The organism is Candidatus Nitrososphaera gargensis Ga9.2 (genome assembly GCF_000303155.1).
Taxonomy (GTDB): domain Archaea; phylum Thermoproteota; class Nitrososphaeria; order Nitrososphaerales; family Nitrososphaeraceae; genus Nitrososphaera; species Nitrososphaera gargensis.
In genome coordinates this window covers 1,224,544-1,246,369 of the sequence record NC_018719.1, presented here as the reverse complement: position 1 = coordinate 1,246,369, position 21,826 = coordinate 1,224,544, and the positions used below count along the sequence as shown (strand labels likewise).

33 protein-coding genes are annotated in these 21,826 nt (G+C 48.1%); 7 read left to right on the top strand and 26 right to left on the bottom strand.

Annotation, left to right across the window (positions count from 1 at the left end):
* Positions 1-2: 2 nt before the first annotated feature.
* Positions 3-332: a hypothetical protein gene (locus NGAR_RS07470; protein ID WP_015019072.1), complete on the bottom strand. Its 330-nt coding sequence runs from the start codon at positions 330-332 to the stop codon at positions 3-5.
* Positions 333-571: 239 nt separating this feature from the next.
* On the opposite strand from NGAR_RS07470, the gene NGAR_RS07465 reads away from it, so the two are divergent.
* Both NGAR_RS07465 and NGAR_RS07460 read left to right on the top strand, forming a co-directional pair.
* Entirely contained in the window at positions 572-778 is a 207-nt protein-coding gene (locus NGAR_RS07465; protein WP_148681137.1) for a hypothetical protein, read from the top strand.
* A gap of 230 nt (positions 779-1,008) precedes the next feature.
* A complete protein-coding gene (locus tag NGAR_RS07460) occupies positions 1,009-2,358 on the top strand; it encodes a glycerate kinase type-2 family protein (RefSeq protein ID WP_015019070.1) in 1,350 nt (449 codons plus the stop codon).
* A 9-nt stretch (positions 2,359-2,367) separates the two neighbouring features.
* On the opposite strand, the gene NGAR_RS07455 is transcribed toward NGAR_RS07460, so the two are convergent.
* Positions 2,368-3,342, bottom strand: coding sequence for a biotin--[acetyl-CoA-carboxylase] ligase (locus NGAR_RS07455; protein WP_015019069.1), 975 nt, complete (start codon positions 3,340-3,342; stop codon positions 2,368-2,370).
* Positions 3,343-3,453: 111 nt separating this feature from the next.
* Between NGAR_RS07455 and NGAR_RS07450 the strand changes: the two genes are divergently transcribed.
* A complete protein-coding gene (locus NGAR_RS07450; protein ID WP_148681136.1) occupies positions 3,454-3,729 on the top strand; it encodes a winged helix-turn-helix domain-containing protein in 276 nt (91 codons plus the stop codon).
* Here the strand turns inward: NGAR_RS07450 and NGAR_RS07445 are convergent.
* From NGAR_RS07445 to purQ, 10 genes are all read right to left on the bottom strand, one after another.
* Positions 3,726-3,950 carry a hypothetical protein gene (locus NGAR_RS07445; protein ID WP_148681135.1) on the bottom strand — a complete coding sequence of 75 codons (225 nt, stop codon included), beginning with the start codon at positions 3,948-3,950 and terminating at the stop codon, positions 3,726-3,728. The two genes, NGAR_RS07450 and NGAR_RS07445, sit on opposite strands and share 4 nt — an antisense overlap.
* 9 nt (positions 3,951-3,959) lie before the next feature.
* Positions 3,960-5,174: a redox-regulated ATPase YchF gene (locus tag NGAR_RS07440; protein WP_015019066.1), complete on the bottom strand. Its 1,215-nt coding sequence runs from the start codon at positions 5,172-5,174 to the stop codon at positions 3,960-3,962.
* Positions 5,175-5,213: 39 nt separating this feature from the next.
* Positions 5,214-5,357 carry a hypothetical protein gene (locus NGAR_RS17400; RefSeq protein WP_187147715.1) on the bottom strand — a complete coding sequence of 48 codons (144 nt, stop codon included), beginning with the start codon at positions 5,355-5,357 and terminating at the stop codon, positions 5,214-5,216.
* Positions 5,358-5,393: 36 nt separating this feature from the next.
* On the bottom strand, positions 5,394-6,236 hold the full coding sequence (locus NGAR_RS07435; protein ID WP_015019065.1) for a hypothetical protein: 843 nt from the start codon (positions 6,234-6,236) through the stop codon (positions 5,394-5,396).
* Between the two features lie 74 nt (positions 6,237-6,310).
* Positions 6,311-6,661, bottom strand: a complete 351-nt coding sequence (locus NGAR_RS07430) for a hypothetical protein (RefSeq protein WP_015019064.1) — start codon at positions 6,659-6,661, stop codon at positions 6,311-6,313.
* A 39-nt stretch (positions 6,662-6,700) separates the two neighbouring features.
* Positions 6,701-7,123, bottom strand: a complete 423-nt coding sequence (locus tag NGAR_RS07425) for a CoA-binding protein (RefSeq protein WP_015019063.1) — start codon at positions 7,121-7,123, stop codon at positions 6,701-6,703.
* A gap of 38 nt (positions 7,124-7,161) precedes the next feature.
* Positions 7,162-7,722 (bottom strand): hypothetical protein, encoded by a 561-nt coding sequence (locus NGAR_RS07420; protein WP_148681134.1) that lies wholly within the window; start codon positions 7,720-7,722, stop codon positions 7,162-7,164.
* A 492-nt stretch (positions 7,723-8,214) separates the two neighbouring features.
* Entirely contained in the window at positions 8,215-9,651 is a 1,437-nt protein-coding gene (gene purF, locus NGAR_RS07415) for an amidophosphoribosyltransferase (RefSeq protein ID WP_015019060.1), read from the bottom strand.
* 57 nt (positions 9,652-9,708) lie between these two features.
* Positions 9,709-11,883 (bottom strand): phosphoribosylformylglycinamidine synthase subunit PurL, encoded by a 2,175-nt coding sequence (gene purL, locus NGAR_RS07410; protein ID WP_015019059.1) that lies wholly within the window; start codon positions 11,881-11,883, stop codon positions 9,709-9,711.
* Positions 11,884-12,579, bottom strand: a complete 696-nt coding sequence (purQ, locus tag NGAR_RS07405) for a phosphoribosylformylglycinamidine synthase subunit PurQ (protein WP_015019058.1) — start codon at positions 12,577-12,579, stop codon at positions 11,884-11,886.
* Positions 12,580-12,708: 129 nt separating this feature from the next.
* Between purQ and NGAR_RS07400 the strand changes: the two genes are divergently transcribed.
* The gene (locus NGAR_RS07400; protein WP_148681133.1) at positions 12,709-13,179 is read left to right on the top strand and encodes a CBS domain-containing protein; all 471 of its coding nucleotides are present in this window, start codon (positions 12,709-12,711) and stop codon (positions 13,177-13,179) included.
* 141 nt (positions 13,180-13,320) lie between these two features.
* On the opposite strand, the gene NGAR_RS07395 is transcribed toward NGAR_RS07400, so the two are convergent.
* Genes NGAR_RS07395 through NGAR_RS07385 form a run of 3 tightly spaced genes read right to left on the bottom strand, consistent with a single transcriptional unit; the run spans position 13,321 to position 14,404 of the window.
* Positions 13,321-13,593: a hypothetical protein gene (locus tag NGAR_RS07395; RefSeq protein WP_015019056.1), complete on the bottom strand. Its 273-nt coding sequence runs from the start codon at positions 13,591-13,593 to the stop codon at positions 13,321-13,323.
* A 44-nt stretch (positions 13,594-13,637) separates the two neighbouring features.
* Positions 13,638-14,009: a carboxypeptidase-like regulatory domain-containing protein gene (locus NGAR_RS07390; RefSeq protein ID WP_015019055.1), complete on the bottom strand. Its 372-nt coding sequence runs from the start codon at positions 14,007-14,009 to the stop codon at positions 13,638-13,640.
* Positions 14,010-14,032: 23 nt separating this feature from the next.
* Complete coding sequence (locus NGAR_RS07385) at positions 14,033-14,404, bottom strand: hypothetical protein (RefSeq protein ID WP_015019054.1); 372 nt, start codon at positions 14,402-14,404, stop codon at positions 14,033-14,035.
* Between the two features lie 150 nt (positions 14,405-14,554).
* Here NGAR_RS07385 and NGAR_RS07380 point away from each other — a divergent pair, with 150 nt between their 5' ends.
* Positions 14,555-14,881, top strand: a complete 327-nt coding sequence (locus NGAR_RS07380; RefSeq protein WP_148681132.1) for an ArsR family transcriptional regulator — start codon at positions 14,555-14,557, stop codon at positions 14,879-14,881.
* A gap of 62 nt (positions 14,882-14,943) precedes the next feature.
* Complete coding sequence (locus tag NGAR_RS07375; RefSeq protein ID WP_148681131.1) at positions 14,944-15,378, top strand: hypothetical protein; 435 nt, start codon at positions 14,944-14,946, stop codon at positions 15,376-15,378.
* 22 nt (positions 15,379-15,400) lie between these two features.
* On the opposite strand, the gene purS is transcribed toward NGAR_RS07375, so the two are convergent.
* From purS to NGAR_RS07345, 6 genes are all read right to left on the bottom strand, one after another.
* On the bottom strand, positions 15,401-15,682 hold the full coding sequence (gene purS, locus NGAR_RS07370; RefSeq protein ID WP_015019052.1) for a phosphoribosylformylglycinamidine synthase subunit PurS: 282 nt from the start codon (positions 15,680-15,682) through the stop codon (positions 15,401-15,403).
* Positions 15,683-15,700: 18 nt separating this feature from the next.
* A complete protein-coding gene (locus NGAR_RS07365; protein ID WP_015019051.1) occupies positions 15,701-15,934 on the bottom strand; it encodes a hypothetical protein in 234 nt (77 codons plus the stop codon).
* Between the two features lie 474 nt (positions 15,935-16,408).
* The gene (locus NGAR_RS07360; RefSeq protein WP_015019050.1) at positions 16,409-16,612 is read right to left on the bottom strand and encodes a hypothetical protein; all 204 of its coding nucleotides are present in this window, start codon (positions 16,610-16,612) and stop codon (positions 16,409-16,411) included.
* Positions 16,609-16,803: a hypothetical protein gene (locus NGAR_RS07355; RefSeq protein ID WP_148681130.1), complete on the bottom strand. Its 195-nt coding sequence runs from the start codon at positions 16,801-16,803 to the stop codon at positions 16,609-16,611. Before NGAR_RS07355 ends, NGAR_RS07360 begins: the two co-directional genes overlap by 4 nt.
* A 246-nt stretch (positions 16,804-17,049) precedes the next feature.
* Positions 17,050-17,376, bottom strand: a complete 327-nt coding sequence (locus NGAR_RS07350) for a hypothetical protein (RefSeq protein ID WP_148681129.1) — start codon at positions 17,374-17,376, stop codon at positions 17,050-17,052.
* Positions 17,377-17,686: 310 nt separating this feature from the next.
* Complete coding sequence (locus NGAR_RS07345) at positions 17,687-19,018, bottom strand: hypothetical protein (RefSeq protein ID WP_015019047.1); 1,332 nt, start codon at positions 19,016-19,018, stop codon at positions 17,687-17,689.
* Between the two features lie 48 nt (positions 19,019-19,066).
* Between NGAR_RS07345 and NGAR_RS07340 the strand changes: the two genes are divergently transcribed.
* The gene (locus NGAR_RS07340; RefSeq protein ID WP_148681128.1) at positions 19,067-19,564 is read left to right on the top strand and encodes a hypothetical protein; all 498 of its coding nucleotides are present in this window, start codon (positions 19,067-19,069) and stop codon (positions 19,562-19,564) included.
* A 31-nt stretch (positions 19,565-19,595) separates the two neighbouring features.
* Here NGAR_RS07340 and NGAR_RS07335 read toward each other — a convergent pair whose 3' ends face one another.
* From NGAR_RS07335 to NGAR_RS07315, 5 genes are all read right to left on the bottom strand, one after another.
* Positions 19,596-19,835, bottom strand: coding sequence for a hypothetical protein (locus NGAR_RS07335; protein ID WP_148681127.1), 240 nt, complete (start codon positions 19,833-19,835; stop codon positions 19,596-19,598).
* A gap of 19 nt (positions 19,836-19,854) precedes the next feature.
* Positions 19,855-20,499, bottom strand: a complete 645-nt coding sequence (locus NGAR_RS07330; RefSeq protein WP_015019045.1) for a hypothetical protein — start codon at positions 20,497-20,499, stop codon at positions 19,855-19,857.
* Positions 20,499-20,984: a hypothetical protein gene (locus NGAR_RS07325; protein ID WP_148681126.1), complete on the bottom strand. Its 486-nt coding sequence runs from the start codon at positions 20,982-20,984 to the stop codon at positions 20,499-20,501. The genes NGAR_RS07330 and NGAR_RS07325 overlap by 1 nt, the downstream gene beginning before the upstream one ends.
* A gap of 89 nt (positions 20,985-21,073) precedes the next feature.
* Entirely contained in the window at positions 21,074-21,544 is a 471-nt protein-coding gene (locus tag NGAR_RS07320) for a hypothetical protein (protein WP_015019043.1), read from the bottom strand.
* A 4-nt stretch (positions 21,545-21,548) separates the two neighbouring features.
* On the bottom strand, positions 21,549-21,821 hold the full coding sequence (locus NGAR_RS07315; RefSeq protein ID WP_015019042.1) for a hypothetical protein: 273 nt from the start codon (positions 21,819-21,821) through the stop codon (positions 21,549-21,551).
* Positions 21,822-21,826: the final 5 nt, after the last annotated feature.

Below are 21,826 nucleotides of genomic sequence, written 5' to 3'. Positions count from 1 at the left end.
TACTACTGCCTGTGTTTCCTTGCATACTTGCCCGTAGAATGCCGATGAACCCTGTCCAGATCGCCAAGACCATGATGATAGCGCTCCCAGCTGTTCGACCTACCAAAGAGGTTGTCAAGGTTTGCTGATGCACTGAGCGAAAACTTGTTTATTGCAATGTGTAGCGTCTCATGACTCAAAAGCGATGAGGCCACTTCGGCTATCTTGCCTTCCCTGCTGTATTTCCGCCACGAGCTATAGTTTGCGATGAACGCACGTGACCGGCCGTAGTAGGGCACGAACATCAGCCCGCGCTTGCCGACACCGCCTTTGAATTTTAGATCAGCCACCATTAGAAAAGCGCGCATATTTCTGCAAAATCGCCAGATTAACCTTGTCCAGCGAAAATCTACAATGTCCAAATCATTTTTTGATAAAATAATTGCTAGAGTGTATATGAAAGGTAAAAAGGCATCTTAAGGCTATCCAGAATTTGCAGGTTTGTGCATCTTGTCTGGCATGCTGCCAGACGGATACCCCCTCCCCTTTGGGTGTTCCAGACCTTAAAAACAACTGCCAAGATACTGCTTTCATGGAACCAAAACTGGAAGCAGAAAAGGTAATTGCAGAGAATACGGCCATCCAAGAGGAAGAGAAGCAGGTAGAATTTCTGGAACACGAAATAGAATGTCCGCGTTGCCATGATAGCATGGTGTTGTGTTCCGACTTTGACAACCTTTACTACGTATGCGAAGAATGCGACTTTTGCCTCTACACGATAAAGAAAAACAGAATATAGATTACGGAAAGGTATACTTCAACATATTTAGTATAAATATTGCAGCCAATCATTATTCTTCGCTACCCTGTCTGACTGCTAGAACAAAACGAACTATTATAACGCGGCTTTAGTATGTTGTGACGGATGAACTGCGTAATGGGACTCTTTTTGCAAAGGAACAAGATAGTGTGAGGAAAAGATATTCACCGTCTAAAAGAAAATTAAGGCCGCAAGCTCTTGTCAAGTGATTGATTACGAACAAACGCGAGCTGACCACCTTCCACAGCGACAGGTCATCCCACTTGGTCCTTGGAGCCCTAGAAGCCGCTGTTGACAGCGTCATGCCTGCGGCCCTTGTAAAGCATGCAGTAAAATTTGAAAAGGAACTATCTGTGCGCGACATTAACGGCAAGATCATCAGATTGCGGAACTTCGACCGCGTATATATCGTCGGCGCAGGCAAGGCCACAGCAGGCATGGCAGGCGCCCTTGTCCCAATGTTGCAGGACAGAATGGCTGGCGGCGCGATCACTGTTCCTTATGGCATCAAGGCAAAGATCAAAGGAATCTCAATCACATATGCATCGCACCCGGTGCCCGATAGATCCGGCATGGAAGGCACAAAAAAGATCCTAAATGTTCTGAAGAAAGTGCAGAAAAACGATCTGATCTTTGTCCTGATCTCGGGCGGCGGCTCGGCACTAATGCCGCTCCCTGCGCCCGGCGTTTCTCTGGCCAACAAGCAGAAGATCACAAACCTGCTCATGCGCTCAGGCGCATCCATTCACGAGATCAATGCTGTACGCAAGCACCTGTCTGCCGTCAAGGGAGGTCAGCTGCTGCGTCACATCGATGGTGCATGCACCGTTGTTTCATTGATTCTGTCTGATGTAGTAGGCGATGATCTTGAGGTGATCGCTTCAGGCCCAACCTGTGCTGATAGATCCACCTTTGCAGATGCTCTGAAAATACTAAAGAAATACCGCATCAAGGATCCAGATGCCGCGCTTGCACATATTGCTGATGGTGCCAAGGGAAATATTGAAGAAACGCCCAAGCCACAGGATCCAGTGTTTTCCCATGTCCACAACATGCTGATCGGCAACAATACTATCGCATGTACAAGCGCGATCAGTTATCTGAAGAAACGCAAAGTGCAGGCAGTACACCTTGGATCAGAATTTGACGGAGAAGCCAGAGATTTTGGCACATTTCTAGCACGGCTTGCATCAGACCTTAGTAATAGCAAGCCTTTCGCCATAGTGACTGGCGGCGAAACCATCGTCAGGTTGAACAAATCCAAGAGCGGCACTGGCGGCAGGAACCAAGAAGCAGCCATGGCGTATATGATGGAGCTGCGACGGCAGCATGATGTTGCGGCAGCGTTCATGGGGACGGATGGCATCGACGGCAACTCTGATGCGGCTGGCGCACTAGTGTCGCCAAAGACAATCACCAATGCCAAAAAGATGAATCTGAAAAAGTATCTCGACAACCATGATAGCTATCATGCCTTCAAGAGGTTGCGCTCTCTTATTTTCACTGGATATACCGGTACCAACGTAAACGATATTGCGATAGTATGCAAAGCGCCTTGATTTTACGTGCTAGTATCTGACATGTATGTCGCCAGAAACAACATTTACGTCGCCCACATCTGTCTTGAGCAAAAGCGACCCGTCATCGTTAATGTCTGTAGCCATGCCTTGAATTATCTTATTGTTGTTCTGCACCACTGCGACTTTGCGGCCCAGCATGTCGGATCGCTTCTTCCATTTTTGCAGAATTGTGCCCACACCTTGCTGCTCCATCTCCAAGTAATAGTGCTCAAGATTCTCAAGCAGCGACCTTGTAAGATCCAACCTGCTTGTGCTGTGCCCAAGCTCATCACTTATTGAAGTGATCTTTGTCCCGTCAAGGCGCGCCGAGATTGCCGCAGAGTCAACGTTTGCGTTTATGCCTATGCCAATCACTGCATAGTTGATCTGATCCGCCTCTGCGCTGATGTCAAGCAGTATGCCGGCCACCTTCTTGCCCGAGATCATGACATCGTTTGGCCATTTTAGCCGCGCATCAAGCCCTGTTGCATTCTTTATTGCGTCGCACACTGCAAGCGCCGCTACAAACGGTAGGAGCGTTATTTTGGCAGTGGGTATGCCCGGCTTCAATACCACAGATAGCCATATGCCTCCCTTTGGCGACAGCCATTTTCTCTTTTGCCTGCCTCGCCCGCTTTTTTGCTGCTCTGCAATTACTACGGTGCCGTGCGAGTCGGACCTGTCTGCAAGTGAAATTGCAATATTTTGGGTCGAGTCAGTTGTCTCTTTGTAGACGACGTGCTTGCCAATAAATGAAGTGCGAAGAACCCTTGCCAGCTCCCAGGGAACAGGAAGGTCCGTCTGGCCAGCAAGCCTATAGCCCAGTCCGTGCCTGGATTCGATTGTATAGCCATACCTGCGGAGCATCCTTATCTGCTTCCATACAGCGCTCCTTGAGATGCCGGCCTTTTTTGCAAGTGCCTGACCGGAGATATAGCCGGGCTCGGACCTGAGCAGCGAAACGAATGCTTCAGGCTGTGGCATTTGGGCATTATGGCACAGCAGCAGGTAATATACTGATCAAACTAATTCCACTAGCTTGTCTGCTAACTTGCTTCAATTATGATTTATATCGTCAGATGTCTTTTCCTCTCTGTGAAGAACCGTAGCAGGCCAGACATCATGGCCATTATTCTGGAAGCTGCTAACGGCGGCATAACAAAGACAAAACTTCTCACTCGCGCCAACCTTACAAGCGGCCAGCTGAGGCAGTACCTCGATGTCCTGATAGAGAAGAAGCTGATAACAGAGCTAGCAGACGAGGACAAGAGGCACGTGGCCTACAGAACCACCGAAAAAGGCATGAGGTACCTGTCAATCTATTCTTCCTTGAAGAGTATCGCAGTCTTTCCGCAGGAAGAAGAAGACTAGGTCTTGTTCCATTTGTAGTATACAGTACCGCCCCTGCAAGTTGCGTATACATCAGACTTGCTTTCCTTGAGCGAACTTGAAACTTCAAGCTCGGCCAGCAGGCGCTCGATCTCTTCGTCCTTCTTTATTGGCGCAAGGAGGTTCAGGATCTCTTCCTTTGAGTACATCCTTGAGGGGTCCTTCCGCAGTATGCCTTCGATTTGGTGCACCAGGTCTGCCATTATGATCACTTACTTTTTCTTTGTCCTTGCAGATACTATCGACAACACATCGCGGTCCTTAAGCTGGTAGTTGGTAGGCAGCCTGAGGCCATCTCTAGCGTCAAGCGCGTAAAGTATGCCCTTTGCCAGCTCGCTGTGTATCTCACGCGCCAAGTCCTCGACGGTCGAGCCGGACCTCATTAGGTAGACATCTGGCAGCACGTTGCCGTGCTTGTCTGAAAACTTTTGCGCGTCTGCAACTGGATAGACGGCATTCATCTTTAGCAGCTTGAACACGGCTACGTTTATTGCAAACTGGACGCCAGTGCGCATGTACTCCCCAAGGATATCCTTTCTGATGAAGTTAAGCGCCCACTTTTGCTTGTCGTTGAGCTTTGTCTGGTCGTTTATTTCAAAGCGCTCGTCCCCGGGCAGGTAGCGGATTATCCCCTTGCTCTCTGCTCGCCTGAGCGTAAGTTCTGCGTCTGCGCTTGCCGGCACGACAATGACATCCTTGTATTCCTCCCGAAGCCTGTTAAAGTTCTCTGTAGCTGTCGGCAGGTCTACCTTGTTGGCCACGATCAACGTTGGCTTTGAAATATCGCGCAGGCTCCAGCAAAAGTCCTTGCTCTCCTGTGGCCCAAAGTCTTCAAATGGGACATCCGTCAGGTTGTTCTGTGCAAGGGCCAGCTTGACATGTTCTTCTCTGACTCCTATGCCGCGAAATACTTCGGTTATGGCAGGCACTGTTTCCGTGCCGGTGCTGATGGCGTGTGATATCTTGTCGCGGTTCCCCTCCAAGAGCTTCAGGTACCACATGACAAGCTCCTCTTCAATGTCTGCGACGTCTGCTATAGGATCTCCCGATCCTGGCTCGGCGATCTTGCCTGATGCGTCGATGCTCCCAGATGCGTCGACAATATGGAGCAGCACGTCGGACTGTGCGGCTATGGTGAGGAACTGGTTGCCAAGCCCCTTGCCCTCCCACGCGCCCTTGATAAGGCCAGGCAGGTCCACTAGCTCAACAGGGATAAAGCGCCAGCCGTCTATGCATCGCGAGTTCTTGGGCTGATCCTGCACATTGAATTCCTTGTGGACGCAGAGTGTGATTGCATGCGCGTTGCCTATTGCTGGCTGCTTTGTGGTAAACGGGTAGTTGGAAATCTCAGCAGACAGCAAGGTGGCCGAATTAAAGAACGTCGTCTTGCCAGTGTTTGTCTTACCAATCAGCCCTATCTTTATCATGGGTTTTCCACTCTTTGTTATTATTTATATATACTCTGATCAGCGCACGTGGTGGCAACCAATTACTGCAAAGTACCCTACAAGGGCTACGAACCCGCCAAGGAGCGATGCGTGAATCAAGAACGCAGGATTTCCTGCCAGCACAGACCTCTTTTGCTTTGAAACAGGGATTGAAACTTGCATGAAGTTATTATGGCGTTACTAACGGATAAGATTTTCTTAAAATAGGCCGAACCTCTTGCCTGCTTTTGATCCCCAGAACCTGTGTTTTTCCTCTTCTTGGTCGCCATCTTCTTCTCCCCCTTCTTCAAGTTCCTTTAGTTCGCCAAGCTCCTGTTGCTGGGCCACTTCCCTTACCATCTTGATCAGCTCTTGGTTGGCCGCCTGCTCTGGGGCTTCACTAGTGATCTGATCGACTTCATGTTCTTCGGGTGTTAAGGTATCCATGTTGGGTAGCCGTTCTTTCATTGACACGATTTCGGCATTACGTTCATCAAGTTGCCGCACCACTTCGGCAAGCCGTAGCTCAGTAGCCAGCTTGTCCTGCTCAAGCTGGCTGACCTTTTCCCTCAATTCGCCCACCAACTTGTCTTCCAGATACTTCTGTAGAGTCTCAAGCTGCTGCTGATTGCTTGCTGAGAGACTCTCATAGTTCTTTTTCATTGCCTCTAGCTGGCTTGCAAAGGAAGCCTTTAGTTCGTTCTGGAGTGCAGCGTTCTGGGTGCCGTAGAATTCGCGCAAGTGCTCAAGCTGCATCTGGTAGTTCTTCTTGAGCTGTACAAGACCGCGCTTGTAGCGCTCCTTGCTAACCCTTGCCTGCTCGCTCAGCCTTTTCTGCAACAACTTTTTCCCGATTTGCTGCCTTTTTGCCATGGCCTGTATGCGTTTTTGCTGCTCCTTCTTGAATCGAGCAAGCCTGTCGGCATGCTCCTGTCTTTCCTTCCTTAGCTGTTCGCGATACTTTTGGGAAACGCTCTTTCCAAGCTGCTCCTTTACATGCTCGTATTCAGCTGTCTCTAGCGTCTTGCTACAGATAGGGCACTTGATATTGGCAGAGCTCACTGCACTACGACTCATTTTTCCTTTTTAAAAGGACTTGTATGTAGGTCACGTGCCCATACTTATCTCGGACCTTATTATTTGCCTGACAGCCTTTCAAGAGCCACCTTAATCTCGTCGCAACGCCACGACATTTCGCTTATCTGGTCGGCCGTGAGCTCGGATTCCCATTTTTCGAGAGCCGCCTTTGAAATTTCAGCTGCGTGATACAGCACCGCCCAATATGGATGGTGCTCTGCCGTGGTGTAGGCAAGCTCAAGCATTTCTTCCAGCCCTGAAGAAGCGCGATTGATATAGTCCGAGCCTTCGCCGTAGATCCGGATAATGCCAGCGTCCCTGTCAACGCCAACTTTGGTCGAGATCTTTTCACTGCGCTCCAGCTCTTCCAGAACCAGCATGATTCGCTCCAATACCCTGTCTATTGACATTCAGCCATTATTCAATGTTGAATAGGATAATAATTTAACCTAGTCTCCGAACAATCGCTCGTGTTCTGCTAGCATGCACCTGTTGTAGACCACCTCTATGCCCTTTTCCTTAGCCATGCGCTCGGCCTCCTTGCTGTAGATGCCTTCCTGCATCCAGATCACCTTGATGCCCTCCTTTTTCAGGGCATCCTCTACAACTGCAGGCACGTCCTCCGACGGCCTGAAAATATCAACGATATCTACCTTGTGTGGCACGCTGCTGACTGAAGGATACGACTTGCGCCCTTGGATTTCGCTTGCAGTCGGGTTTACCGGTATAACGTTGTAGCCATGGTCTATAAGGTACTTTGGAACATAGTGTGCGGCCTTGCCCTCGTTCTTGGACATACCAACCACTGCAATGTTCTTCAGATCATAGAACTTTATTATTTCACTGTCAGAGTGAGCATCCCTTTCTTGCATCCCAGTCAGGTACTTGTCTTCACATTATTTAAACGCAGTCAGGAGCCTATCATGCCAGGCAGCTTTATCGGGCTGCGATATGGTTGCACTATCTCTATCCCGGGCTCGGCTGTGACCGTGACGCGGTCCAGTTGCACCCCTTCCGGGGGAGAGAAGTTCATGGTTTTGCCCGGCTGGAGTACCGGTATTACCGGTTCCTTTTGGCCACCGCCATAATCTACCAGTACATTTGTGAGCGGCAGCCTGCCGATGTTTTTGACTATAACGCGGCTATTGGTATAAAGCGACTGCTCGTCCTTGAGCGCATCCACGCTCAGGTCATAATCTTTTGTCGGAAGTGCAGAGGCAAACATTGCGATCAGGGCTACTGCGACGATTCCTACAGCAGCTGCCACGATGAACGCAAGGCGCATTGAAAGAGAATATGGCTCAAGAATATTTAAGCAATTATCATAGATTGTGGATGTATATACTCGATCATCTGTGGCGGCCCCTGTTGCTTCATACCTGCAAGTAGGCTTGTTTGATCGCCCTTCCAAAAGTGCAGGAAACGACGGGTCGGTAATAATGAGTCGTGGAATCAGGCCGTAAAGGCGCATGGTTGTTTATCAATCAGCAAAAAAATTTCGTTGATGATTTGTCTATCATGAGACTCTGTTGTCAAGATTTTACAACCTATCCATTATTAGAAAAAGAAGGAGCAAGCAATAATAATATGGCTCTTATCCCTAGGTCAAAGGAAAGTACCGCCGCCTGTTGCCCTTATTGCAAGCACCCTATGCTAAAGCTGTGGGAGAATTCAAAATATTGGCACCGCGAAAGATGTAGTACTATTTTTGATGAAGGCTCGTTCATAAACAAAATCTGATCACCATCAAACTAAGCTAGTCGTGTTTTCTGCCTAGTCTGTATAAATTACATACAAGTGCTAATAGCACAAGGTTCTTGTACTCATAGCCAAGGGTGCATAAGACAAGTTGATTGCCACAAAAATATTGGCAGTCTTTATTCCAATTTTTGGACTAGGCTTTGCTGCATCAACAGTTAATTCCAGAAAGAATACTTAGGCTAGACAACGAATAAGCAAGTGGTTATTCGCCTTTCATCTGGATTCTTGACTTGAACACCGGCCTGATACCAAGGGGCGCATAGTTGCCCGTGGAACATGTAAAGCAGAGCTCCTCCTCTGGCATGCCGATTGCCTTTGCAAGGTTGGAAGTATCGTTGTATGCAATATGGTCTGCGCCTATCACCTGAGAAACGCGCGCGCCTATAGTCGCGTTAGAGTCTTCAGTCACGCCGTGCTGGTAGGCGACCAGCTCTTCCTGCGAAGGGAAGTCGATGCCGGCGTAGCACGGGTAGCGAATAGGCGGATATGTGACAACGAGGCTGACCCTGCTTGCCCCGACCATGCGTAGCGTCTTGATTATCTCTGCCGAGCTCGTGCCCCTCACGATGCTGTCATCAACTACTATCACGTGCTTGCCTTCGACCACTTCCTGGATCGGTATTATGCCCTTGTTTATCTCGACCCTGTCGCTCTGGTACGGCTCGATGAAACTTCTCATGGAGCCCTTTCTGCTGTATCTGTCCTTGAGCAGGCCTTCTTCAAAGGGCAATCCAAGTTCTTGCGCGTAGCCAAGTGCTGCGGGCCTTGCCGAGTCGGGCACTGGAACTACAACGTCTGCATTTGTTATCGGGAATTTTCTCGCCAGAAACTGTCCAATCCTTTTCCTTGCGGCATAAATATTGATCCCCTCCATTATGCTAGAAGGGTGCGCAAAGTAGGTGTACTCAAACGCGCAGTGGGCATGTGGCTTTTCGTTTGCAAACTGCTGCGAGCTGATGCCGCCTTTGCTCATTTTTACAAGCTCGCCCGGCTCGACATCGCGCACGAGCTGCGCGCCAACTGCCGCCAGCGCGCACGACTCTGAAGCCACCATGTAGGTGTTGGTCTCGCGGTGGTGGCCAAGGACAAGTGGGCGGAAGCCACGCGGATCCCTTGCCGCATATACAGAGCCACCATCGGTCAGAAATGTAAAGCAGAACGAGCCGACCATCTCCCCCTTCAAGATGTGCATCGCCTCTGCCATGTCCTCCTTGTCTGCAAGGTGCATGACGAGGCGCTGGGCTGCAACCAGCGTGTCGCTCATTGTCTGTGGAGTGAACGTGCAGCCGCCTACCATGCCTGACAGCTCTTCTACGTTGGCAATGGTGCCGTTGTGCGCCACGCACAGGTCTTTTACCTTGAGCGGCTGGGCGTTCTCAAGCGTGCTCTTGCCAAGCGTCGAATATCTTACATGGCCGATTGCTGCATGGGACTTGTACTTTTTCACGACCGTCGGAAACTCGGCCGCTGCAGAGGAAATGAGCCCCAGTCTCCGGAAAGGCGACTTGCCGGGGACTGCAATGCCCCACGCCTCTTGTCCCCTGTGCTGGAGAGCGCGCAGTGAATCTATTACAAAAGGTATGACGTTGTGTCCATCAAGCGAAAATATGCCCACTACGCCGCAGTTTTCATGAACCAATGCCGCCACCCCAACAAGATGTACTAGGTTTAGCCCTAAGCGTTAAAAAATGTATCTTCATCGCTGCATCACTTTTCCAAGCGAGTAAAAGCTTGTCTGCAACTGCTTCAGGGTCAGCCTGATTACCTTTTTCTTGCCTTTGGTAAACTTGACAGCACTAGTAGCGCTTCCTATCTGTGCAAAGGTCACGCCTGCCGACGACAGTGCCTTGCGGACCTTCTCCGGCTCTTTTGTGCCAACGATGTACCTGGAATGTGATTCAGAGAACAGTAGATCATCCATCCTGTCGCACGAGTTTGGAACTGCGTCAAGATCGACTTTAAAGCCAGTTGAGCCGGCTATCGCCATTTCGGCAAGTGCCACTGCGAGGCCGCCCTTGGAACAATCGTGTGTGCAGGTAACGAGCCCGCTCCTTATCAGGCTCTGAACGGTGTTCCTATTCTGCTTGTCGACCTGTAAGTTGACCTTTGGAACCGGCCCGCCAGTTATGTTATGAACATATTCATAGTATTCAGAGCCGCCCATTTCAGGGGCTGTATTTCCGATGATAAAGATCGAGTCGCCGGATGACAGGCTAGGTCGGGTGATCTGCGACTCGTTTTCAATCAGGCCAAGCATGCCCATGACAGGCGACGGCTTGATCGGCCCCTTGGCAGTTTCGTTGTAAAAGCTCACCTTGCCCCCGACAACCGGAACATCCATGAACTTGCAATAGTCTACAATCGCGTTTATCGCCTGAGTGAATGTCCAGTAGATTTCCGGGTCTTCTGGACTGGCAAACTGCAAGTGATCCACCACTCCGATAGGTTCGGCGCCAGCACAGATGACGTTCCTGCAGCCTTCGGAAAGGCAGCCAAGAGTGCCTTGATATGGATCAAGGTAGCAGTGCTTTGAGTTACCGTCCAGCTTTATCGCAACAAACCTGCCGTTGTCAAGCCTCATGACTGCGGCGTCACCCATACCTGGCTTGACCACCGTCCGCACCCCTACCTCATGGTCATACTGCTGATAGACCCAGCTCTTGCTCGCTATTGTCGGGTTTGAGAGGAGTGACAGCAACGTCTTGCCAAGATTCGCAGGCATTTTCGGCTGCTTTACCGATGATTTTAATCTATCAAGATACGCGGGACGCTTGGTAGCCCTGTCTGCAAGCGGAGCATGCGCAACAAGGTGCGACGGCATCTTTGCCACCACCCTGCCACCGTGCCTGACAACAAGATCTCGGTGCCCCTGCACTTCGCCAAGTACCGAATAGCTGATCTCGTATTTGTCAAGGATCAACTGTAATGCAGGTAGCCGTGTCTTATCTGTGATATAGAGCATGCGCTCCTGCGATTCTGAAATCATTAGCTCGTTTGGAGTCATGCCACTTTCCCTTGCGCGCACTCTTGTGAGCTCTACGTCAAAGCCCTTGCCAAGGGTGTCTGAAGTTTCAGACAGGCAGCATGAGAGCCCCCCGCCGCCAAGATCCTTGATGCCCTTGATGCAACCCTGTTTTACGGCTTCCATGGTTGCTTCAAGCAGCAATTTTTCAAGGAAAGGATCAGGAATCTGGACGGCCGACCTGTTTTCCACTTCAAGCGCCTTTGATGCAAACGACGCGCCATGGATTCCATCCCGGCCGGTCGAGCCGCCTGCAAGCACAATTACGTCGCCCACATCAGCTTGGTTTGCGACAATGTCTTCTTTGCGTCCAAACCCAATGGATGCAACATCAACAAGGCAATAGTCCTCAAACGACGGATCGAATTCGATTTCGCCCCCGACTGTCGGGATGCCGATGCAATTGCCATAGTCGGCTATGCCCTTGACGACGTTTTTGAACAGCCACTTTGATTTTGCGACCGCCTTGCTCTTGCCAGTTATCGGCGCAAACCTCAGGGCATTGAGCACTGCTATCGGCCTGGTGCCCATGGACATGATGTCGCGTATCACGCCGCCAACGCCGGTGGCGGCGCCGCCAAAGGGCTCTACTGCCGACGGGTGGTTGTGGCTTTCAATGTGCACCGTCAGGACGTAGCCGTCGCCAATGTCAAGAACCCCGGCGTCATAGCCGGGCCCAACCAGTACGCGCTTGCCTTTTGTAGGCAATAACCGTAGGTATTTTTTCGATGATTTGTACGAGCAGTGCTCTGACCATTCAGCGCCGACAATATCCTGCTCGACCTCGTTTGCCTTGCGCTTCAGGTTCTCTTCGAGGTAGTCGAGCTCTTGCTTTGTCAGGACGCCCATCTATGCAATCGCCTTTTGCTTCAGATTGGAAACAAGTGACCTGAAAATCGTGATGGCGTCGTTCCCTGCGCCTTCTGCTGCAAGGATGCTTTCGCTCGCCCTCTCTGGGTGGGGCATCATGCCCATAACGTTGCCCTCTTCGTTGCAGATCGCCGCAATGAGGTTGGTCGATCCGTTGGGGTCATCATTGGAATACTGCAAAACAATCTGGTTCTTTTTCTTTAGATCCTTTATTATCTTGCTGTCGGCCATGTAGCGGCCTTCGCCATGTGCCACCGGGATGGCAAATGTCTGCTTTGGTGCAAACTGGCTTGTGAAAGGAGTCTTGTTGTTCTTGACCTCGACCTTTGTCCACCGGCACACAAACCGGAGTGAGTCGTTCATCATGAGGGCACCCGGCAAGAGACCAGACTCGACCAAGATTTGAAAGCCGTTGCAGATGCCAAGCACGGGCATGCCGTCCTTTGCCATCCTTTTCACTTCTTGTATAATTGGGCTATGGGCAGCGATGATGCCTGCCCGCAGGCGATCGCCAAAAGCAAAGCCGCCGGGGATTATCATTGCGTCGTAGCTGCTGATCCGGTCCTTGGTGTGCCACAGAAAGTCTGCTTGGACGCCTATGACGTTGTTTAGAACGTGGTGAACGTCGCGGTCGCAGTTGCTGCCGGGGAAAACAACAATTCCAATCTTTGCCATTACTGCGAGTGAGACTTGCCAGAGCTCGTATTAATATCTTCAGATTAGCGAATTCCGCACCAGCACTTAGTTGCAGTAGTAGTTCATGACAGCATTGTTTTTATCTTCGGCTGATTCTTGGAAATTGGCATGACAACAGGCGTAGTGCGCGACATCATGACAAAGCAGATAGTCATGATAGACCATGACAAGTCGGCACTGGAGGCTGCCAAGACGATGGCAGAAAAGGGCATCAGTTCCGTGTTCGTTGTCAAGGATGGTCAGCCTGTCGGTATCGTGAGCGAGCGTGACTTTATCAAAAAGATATGCGCCAAAGAACTGCCGATCGCGCAGGTGAAAATAGGTGACATCATGTCCAAGATACTGACAACTGCCGACCCGGAGACGCCTATAGAAGTCGCCGTGCAGAGGATGGTAAATCACAAGATACGCCGGCTTCCAATAATGGACGGCGGAAAATTGGTCGGCATAATCACCGTGACTGATCTTGCAAAACATCTGAGGACAACGCTATTGCTTGAAGGAGCGCTGGGCGACTTTAGTAGCAGCTTGGACGATGCCTTTGCTATAGAGCATGAAGATAATAAAAACACTAAATAGAAAAAGAGATAGGTTTCAGGTCGAGTTTGACGTGGTCTTTTTGTCCAGTTTTTCATCTGTGATTCGATCACGAGTATTGCAGCTGCCAGCCCAATGAATGCTCCTTGCATCGCTTCCACGATCATTGCCATTTCATTGACTCTACTTCCATTGCCAGTTATCGGATTGCCGGGAAACCTCGTAATTACCCAGATCACCATCAGAACCACCGTGCCGCCAATTCCAATCCCATACCCATACCCATCTTCGCACCATAGACAGGGCCCAGAAGAAGACCTGCGCAGCTCCTCCCACGAAAAAGAGCGTAGTACCATTTGGGTTAAAATTCAGCATGTTTGGGGCCAACATCAGGTGCAGTATGCCTGCTATGGCAGTAGCTGCAGCCGCTGTATAGTAGAGCACTTTTGTTTTCATATCTCCAATCAGACCTCCTTCTTTTGTGCATCAGTATTCAAAGTTCAGCTCAAGGCTTGATCCTCTTCTTCCACTGTAGCAATCTTGTCCGTTCCGTCTGGGTAGGCGACATAGACTATGTACGTGCCAGGCGGCACATCTATAAAGTACTGGCCGTTGACAAAGACAAATGCGCTTGCCGCAAAGTCTGTTCCTTGCTGTACCGCTAATACTGTCGCCCCTATGGCAGGCAGACCGCCGGGACCATCGACATAACCGTGCAAAAATCCGGGCTCCAATCCGGGCGGTATGGTCTGGCTAACATTAGCGTCAGGCAGGACGCCTCCGCTTATTATAAAGCCTGCAAGTGCTATTTCACCAATTATTCCCGCCGCAGTATATGCGACTATTCTGGTGCTCTCCTTTCTTGTCGGCAATTCTTCACTTTTTGGCGCAGCTTCTATTTTCTGGATGCTTGGCGATGGCGCCGATGGTTTCCAAGGCCACCAGTGAATTCGTCTGTGACTTCTATCACTCCGAGTCGGATATCTCTGAGCATTTCCAGCGTCAGCTTTTGGTTTGTCACGTAATGCGTGTAGTTATCATAGATGGCGAGGCTCATGCCTGTCTTGCCGATTATGTAACTTCGGACTTCGACGTTTAGACCCGGCTTTGTAAACACTTCGACCAAATACATTGGGACGACGTTTGGGTTCTCCATCTGGCGAAGGAGAAGGTCATCTATGAGTGCTGGGTCCACTTTTGGAAGGTACTGCCAGTATTTCTGTTGCAGTTCCAAGAACTGATCCTTTATTTCTACTACTTCGCTCATGCACGATCTCTGCACAAGGTCAATGATATTTCCTCTTTAGCAGATTCACTCAACCTTTTAACAAGTCAACTTTCATAATTCTTGGTTAAGAAGCCCGTTCTGGAGTTTTTGTGCTCATATGCAGAATATATAGACGGTTGCGATATACAAATGAAAATCTTAATTATCACTTGTAGAATATTTACACATGGAAGCCTCATCGGAGCGTTCTCTGGCCTCCGAGTTGTTTATGGGGCTTGCCAGCGAAACGAGGTTTCCATACTTTCTTCGCTGAGCAAAAAGCCGGCCAAGCTCAGTTCTCTATCTAGGGAACTTGGCATTACCGTTCAGGATGTACATCGAAATTTGAACAGACTTTCGCAGGAGGGTCTTGTAAAAAGGCTTGACGGCATGTTCTATGTGACAGAATATAGCATGGTAGTGATGAAGCAGGTTCCAGATTTGCTTGTCATGAAGAAGAACAGAAAATTCTTTTAAGATCATATCCTTGTGGATGCTCTTCCTGCCAAGTTCCTTCAGAGAATTGGTGCTCTGGAAAATTGCAGGACGATAAGCAGTGTGACGGCTGTTTTCAGAGCTTGAAAAAGCTCCAGTCATCATCAACTAACTCGCTGAGAATAATCGTATCTCAGGCTTGGCCAAGGGAAGACGAGATGCTCATTGATAGGGCTAATAACGGAGTCAAAATTTCCTCGCTAGTCGGCCATAACACAATATTGCCGACAAATGTAATTGAAAACATCATGCAAAGGATCAATGAATTGATTTCAAAAGGTATCTTTGAAAGGAAGATGATGGAGTGGGTAAGCGTCGCTCTTTTCATCGCTGACAGCCAAGAAGCAACCATTGCGTTTCCAAATACAAAGAGAGAGGTCGACATGAACACAATGTTCGTATGGGAAGACCCAATGTTCTGCGAGTGGTGTTCCGACTACTTTGAGTACATGTGGAAGGATTCCAAGCCGTTAGCATGAGCAAGATCAAAGTGTTAGAATACTAGGCAGTGCCAGTCGCCTTGACAGTGCAGTTGCTGACGACAGGGTTGAATATGCGCAGCTCTTCGCATAGCTTTTTCACGATCGCTTCGGCGTCTTTCTCTGATTTTGAGCTCACGACCATCTTTAACATCTTTGCTGACCTCACAGATTGCACGTTTGAATAGCCGCCCTTGACAACAAGGTCGCGATGTATGGTCTCGCCTTCAGGGTCGTTGATGTAGGGCTTGTTTTCAATCACTACCTGCACTACGAACTTTGGCACAGGTTCCCAAAGATTCATGCGATTTAAATACATTCTTTACATGAACCGGCCAAAAACTTTGGTGAACAAAAGGAACGTTCCAATCGATGGTGGGATCAGCCCTAGCATGAACATGTTTGGCTTGTCTTCGCCAGGGATGTCGGAATTATTGAGAGCTACTATCACGATAAAGAATGAGATAAAGAGCGTCACCACAAAGAATACTGCAGCTCCTATCATGAAGGCAAGCAGCTTGAGGTTATCACGCCTTGTTCTTACCGTGTGCGCCAACTCTGGTAACTAGAGTATCCAAGCCGTAGATTAACCTTTTCCAGAGTGCACTTTTGTCCACGATAGAACCTGACATTTTTACACCGCTTAGAGCCTGAAAAGTGCCAAGACAATAATAGTTACAATTAACGTGTCTGACTTTAAGAAATGATAGCGGGCGAAGCCCGCAAATTGTGTATATGTGCCTTTTTTAGAAGTCCCCGACCTCTACAAAAACCACTGCTTTGCAATGGATGCAGTGCGTTACTCCTAAGACCTCTCCGCGCCTTTTCAATTTAGCAGGTATTATTTCGTGATAACCAAAAAAGCACTGTATTGCTTGCTTAATCTGCATCCTCAAACACCCGTTTGAATATGTCCATGTTCCACTTGCAATCATCACGAATAAAGAGCAGTGGACAGAAAGGCGAATCGCTCCTGATTAGAAAGGCTCCGTGACAAAAGAGGCAGATTGCCTTAACCCAGTAATCGAGCCTATTCAATAGCATCCATTCCTCCTCTGATAACTCCTATTTTTCGACTGACGTTTGAGCCTGCATACGGTGCACATTCCATCGACTGCATCAGGAAAAATAACAATCTTGCATTTCTTGCAAAGCGTTTTACCCTCTGCAATGAGCCTGTTATTGATTGCCTCCTGCTCCCTGATTGCCTGTTGAATCTCTGCCAGTCTATCAAGCAAAAAGCCTCCACTCCCTGATTATTTCGCCAATCGTGTATAGCCAGAAATACGTAAGAGGCTCATGCTCTGCTGTCTTGCACTCCATCAGATGTTTTCTAAATGAGCACAAACCCTCTACGTTGTAGGCATTCGGTGTTTTTCCGCAACTGCATTTTAGGGTAAAAATTAACTCGGTGCCTGCTGTCATGATAAGCGCCTCCCGCATTCGCAATTCTGGCACTCACAAAAGCCAAAACCGCATCCGTTGCATCTCTGTTTAGCCTGCTTGCAGGAGGGACAGAATGCCAGAGCGCAATAGATAGCACTCAAGCAGATGGAACCTCCTGCAATGGTCTCTCCTGATGGAATGGACAGTAAATGACTGCATCAAATACGTGCGAGACCTCTGTTGTAAAGAGGCATTCGGAGCACTTGAGCACTTTTTTAATTCCGTTCAATTTCCTCCCTCCTCTGATGTTGTCGTGACCTGCTTTCCTGCTCTCTGCTCTCGCTCTGCATACATTTTGAAACGTATTTCATTGACCAGTGAAATGACGGCTTTTCTTAGTTCCTGCTCTGTTTCGTCGAGTGTCCTGTGCTTGTTTGCTCTGACTGTTTTGATAGGCTCCCCGCATTGCGGGCACACTATGGCGACCTTTTCATCAGTGATTTTTACCCTCAATTTCAAAAAGGTAATTTTGTGATAACAGCCAGTGCACCAAATAGTAAAAATGGTGAGCATGTCACCAAGTGCATAATGCTCACCATAGATGTATGCCATCAATATTCACCTCCATGCAAACCCCAGAAGCAAGCGTGACACACTCTTGTCAGCCTGAGCAGTGTTTTCCACGTGACTTTATTCGGGCAGTCGTGGCATTCTTTACATTGACACTGCATCAATAGTCCCTCCTGCTCCTGTTGGCTAATTGGAACCTGACTGCATCACTGCAATCAGAGACCTCAACGCCTGCTCTCCTGAGCATTTCCTTGACCTCTTTTGCTGTCTTTTCTTGCAATCATTTCACCTCCAAATTGATTGCATTTTGCTGAGCTATAGCTCCCTGTATGTAACAGAAATTTACAGACAACTATTCCTCTCCCTCCTCTTCATCATCGTCCTCTCCTGACTCGTGCTCGTGCTTTGCTTCTGGCAATGCGCCTCCCTCTCCCTTTTCTCCGAAAAGCGCAGCGAAACGCTCTTTTGCCTTCTGTAATTCCTCTGCTAGTTCTTGGAACTCTAGGTAGTATTTTGCAGCGGTGCCAATGTCTCTCCATCCTACGTTAAGGGTAATTGCCTGCTCTAAGCGAATGCCCGACCTGACAAGAAATGAAATGTAGACTTTTCTTAAATCATGGAGCCTCAGAGCGTTATCTATTATTGGACGATTCAGTTTATCCTTGACAATATTGCCTGCGTCGTCTTTTCTGAATTGACCTATGCCAAGAGCCAGACATGCTTCTTTTAGAATGCGGGATACTCGGCTAATGCTAATTTCAATGAGCCACTCTCCAGCCTGCTTTTTGCTGACATAATCAATAATGCGCTTTTTGGTCTCTGCATTGTAAAAGTTAATGTCCCACTCTTCATCCTTTTTCTCCAGCAAATGCCAAATGAAATTATTGCCGACTACCTGAACGAATGAAGCATTTTTGCCTCTCTTGTTTTTCCACTCTCCGCCCACTTTGGTGCCCCAAAGACCTTTTCCTGTCTCTCTGGCTCCCGTCCTGACTCCTATTCTTGGCTTGACTTGCAGGATAAACTCAATCTGCTCTCTCTCCTCTGGTCTTGCAATTTCAACTGCTTTTGCAACTATCTTTTGATAGAGCTGCGGGAAATCTGGCAGTTTCAAAAGTTTTGGCTTTCTTGGTGCAGGCTTGAGACCTCTTGTTAGATCGTCAATGTCTTTAATTTGCTGTCCAAATTGCCGAATTGCAATAGTGTGAGTGTATTTTGAGCCTGCTCCTACTGTCCCAATGTATTTGTTATAATCCTGCTCTGTCCAATCTTTAGGATTCTTTTTGCCTACGAATTGCCAGAAACGCTCTGCTACGTTTAACTGGTCAAGAAACCAATCAGGATAGTAATTGCCTCTGCCATAGATTCTCTCTGCAACACTTTTGACAACTTCATACGGAGAATCGACTTTGCCGTCTGCATCATACCTCCAAAAGTATTTTTTTCCTGTTGTTAATTCGAGTTTCACTTTTTCATAGTCCTGTTTTGCCTGCTCGTTGCCACTCTTTAGAGCCTGCTCAACATCTGCGACCATGTTTGAAACGCTGGACTTGCTATAGTGCCTCCCGAACTCTGACTTTATGAGACCTGCAACATCACGAATGCTGAATCTATCAGGATGCTCCCTGTTCCAAAAAAAGGCAGCATACGCATGTTGAGGCTCCCACATTCTCTCCCGAACCATAATGATTGCTATTTGATTGCAGTATATAAGCAATTTGCAATCAGATATATGGGTTATCCAAACCGCTTAAATTGGCTAATTTGTTACAAAAACCCCTCTGAAATGCTACCAAAAGGCTATAAAACAATACTGTTACAGGATTACGGAGAGCGGGCAATTTTGGTAGATTCAGTTCCAGAGGTGAAAAGAGAAGCGGTAACATACAGACTCCCTCCGAGAATACTTAAAAAAATCAAAGAAGAATCGAGCAGGAGCGGGCATACAAATAACAATGTCGTTGAATTATGGCTATCAGACCACATTGCCGAATTAGAAAAGCCAAGATTCACGCCATACAAAATAATCAATAATTCAAAAGTGGTGCTCTATGACCGTCAAGAGTCAGAACTGGTTATAGTCTATTTGGCAGAAGATTCGGACGAGCTGATTCACTTGGAATGCGAAAAGCACGTTGGCTTTAAGAAATGCGATCACATCGACTTTGTTAAAAACATCCCGACCATAAAGGAATGGATTAAAGAGGCAAAAGCAGAGACAAAATACTAGTTACAAAAATGGAAGGGGAGAGAATGCCTCCCTAGACATTCTCTTTTTTAAACACATAACGGAGCACTGTTACAATCGCAACCGAGACCACTACGCCAACTATGACTCCTGCATCGATGCTCCCTGTGAACTCGATTTTACCATTCAGAACACCCATCCAAAGTAGACCAACCGCATTCAAAGTAAGAGTCACTATCAGGAACAATATGATCACGTTCTGCATCATCTTGTCTGCTTTGAATCCTCCGTTCTGATTCTGGCTCTCTGTCATTCAATCTCTCTCCCTGCTCCTATGCTCCGTAGACTCTGAAATCATCGAATTGTACTGCATAACTCTGTGCTCCTCCGTTGAGGTTGATGTTTTGTGCTCCCCATCCGATTTTATTTGATGCTGACTTATGCAAATTGCTTGCATGAGCAGTATTGCCTGGATTCAATTGAGTCCAAGAGGCTCCTCCATTATCGCTAAATTCAATTCTAACAAAGAGCTGACCTGTTGCCTCCCACCATGTTATACGCATTTTGTACCATGTTGCATCATTGATTGTTTGACTGATGTTGCCTGTTGCAATTTCGCTTTTTATTCCTGCATTATTCACTATCACGAACCATGTTTTAGTTACAATATCGCTCCTCCTGTGAATGCCCGCACAGTACCAGTTATTTGCATCTATGTACCTGAAATAGACTCCTGCTCCATGAATGGGAGTTGCGCCACTGATCGCATCAAGCATGAAATATGTTTCAACCTGTCCAATGTTCCTGCCTCTGATGTCTACTCCGTTAATGGTATTACCGCTAGGGATATTTGGAGCAGAATTGAGACTACTGCCTGACCTGTTATCGACTATTCTAACGCTAGGGTTAGTTGTTGGAGAGTCGTTAGGTGATGTCAAAGTCACGTTTGAATCTATTGTGTAATCTCCAAGTACCATTATACAACCCTCCTAATGTAGACAAAAACAAATTCTGTCTTTTCTGTATATGATGGATGGAATGTCAGCGATGTACTGACAGCATCGTAAATGATGTTTTTCTGCTCTGCCTCGCTAAACTCTACGTATGTTGCAGGTACCGTTGCTCTATGCTGTCTTGCAGGATATGATGTTTCAAGCAGAGTGCCAAAAGGAGTAAACCGTAACTGTTGCCATACTCCCGCACTTATCTCCTGCTCATAAGTAATTTCTACGTTAATGTGTGCTCCAAAAATTGCGTTATCTTTTCTGCAATCAATCAGTACATTTGGAATCCACGAATAGCCATTGAATTGTGATGCCACTAGCAGAGACATTGGAGGCGCATCATTCTCGAATCCATCAGTGACAAGCAGAGACATTGCAGGAGGCTCATTGCTAAACTCCTCTGCTGTCAGCAGAGACATTGGAGGAGGCTCATTAACAAAAGTCTCTGTTACCAGCAAGAGCATCGTTGGTGCCACCGTTGACAGCATACCTCTCCTGCCAATTACCTGAGCCGATTCTTGCACTGCATCAAACAATCTTTGCAATGTCATTGAGCCACCACCACCGCTGCGGTAAGAGTGACAGAGGTGCCATCACTGCTTGCAGTTTGAATGATTATGTCTTTTCCAGCGGGCAGAGTCATGCCTACGTTGCCGAAGTCAATCGTTTTGCTCCCTATATCGGTAAAATATGCCGGCTTGTTTGGCAAAAATACGGAAATGTCATTAATCAATACCTGAACGTGTCCTTTTGTTTTGAATGCGCTATCTGGCACCAGCGAAACGTATAGCACCCGCATTGGTCTCTGAGTCTCGTTTTTGAATTTCAAAGAGGCTCCCTGAGCCAATGTCTGAGCAGTCGTTGTGAGCCTGTCGTTTATCATCCTAGCCCACGAATAACCGCTAGACTGGACTACAACGCTCTCTCCTGTTTTTGGATCGGAAAAAGAAAAACTGGAGCCTGTTAAGGCTCCAGCGAAACCTCCGATTAGCGCAGTGATTGCAGAGATTAGCCCCATTTCTCTATATCACCTTGCTAACCACTTTGCCGAATGCACCGACTATTCCGTATTTCCACACTAGGATGCCAAACACGACTACCAGACCTCCCGCTATGTAAACCCAATACGGACGCAGTGCATCAGCAAAACCCTTGAGTCCTATCTTTATCTGCTCTCCTATCCAGTTTATGCCTCCTACTATTCCACCACTAGCCCAAGAGAAGAATCCACCAATGCAGGAGATAGAAGTTGCCTGCGGATTAATCAGGAACTCCTGCCATGAGCAACTAGCCATTTTTT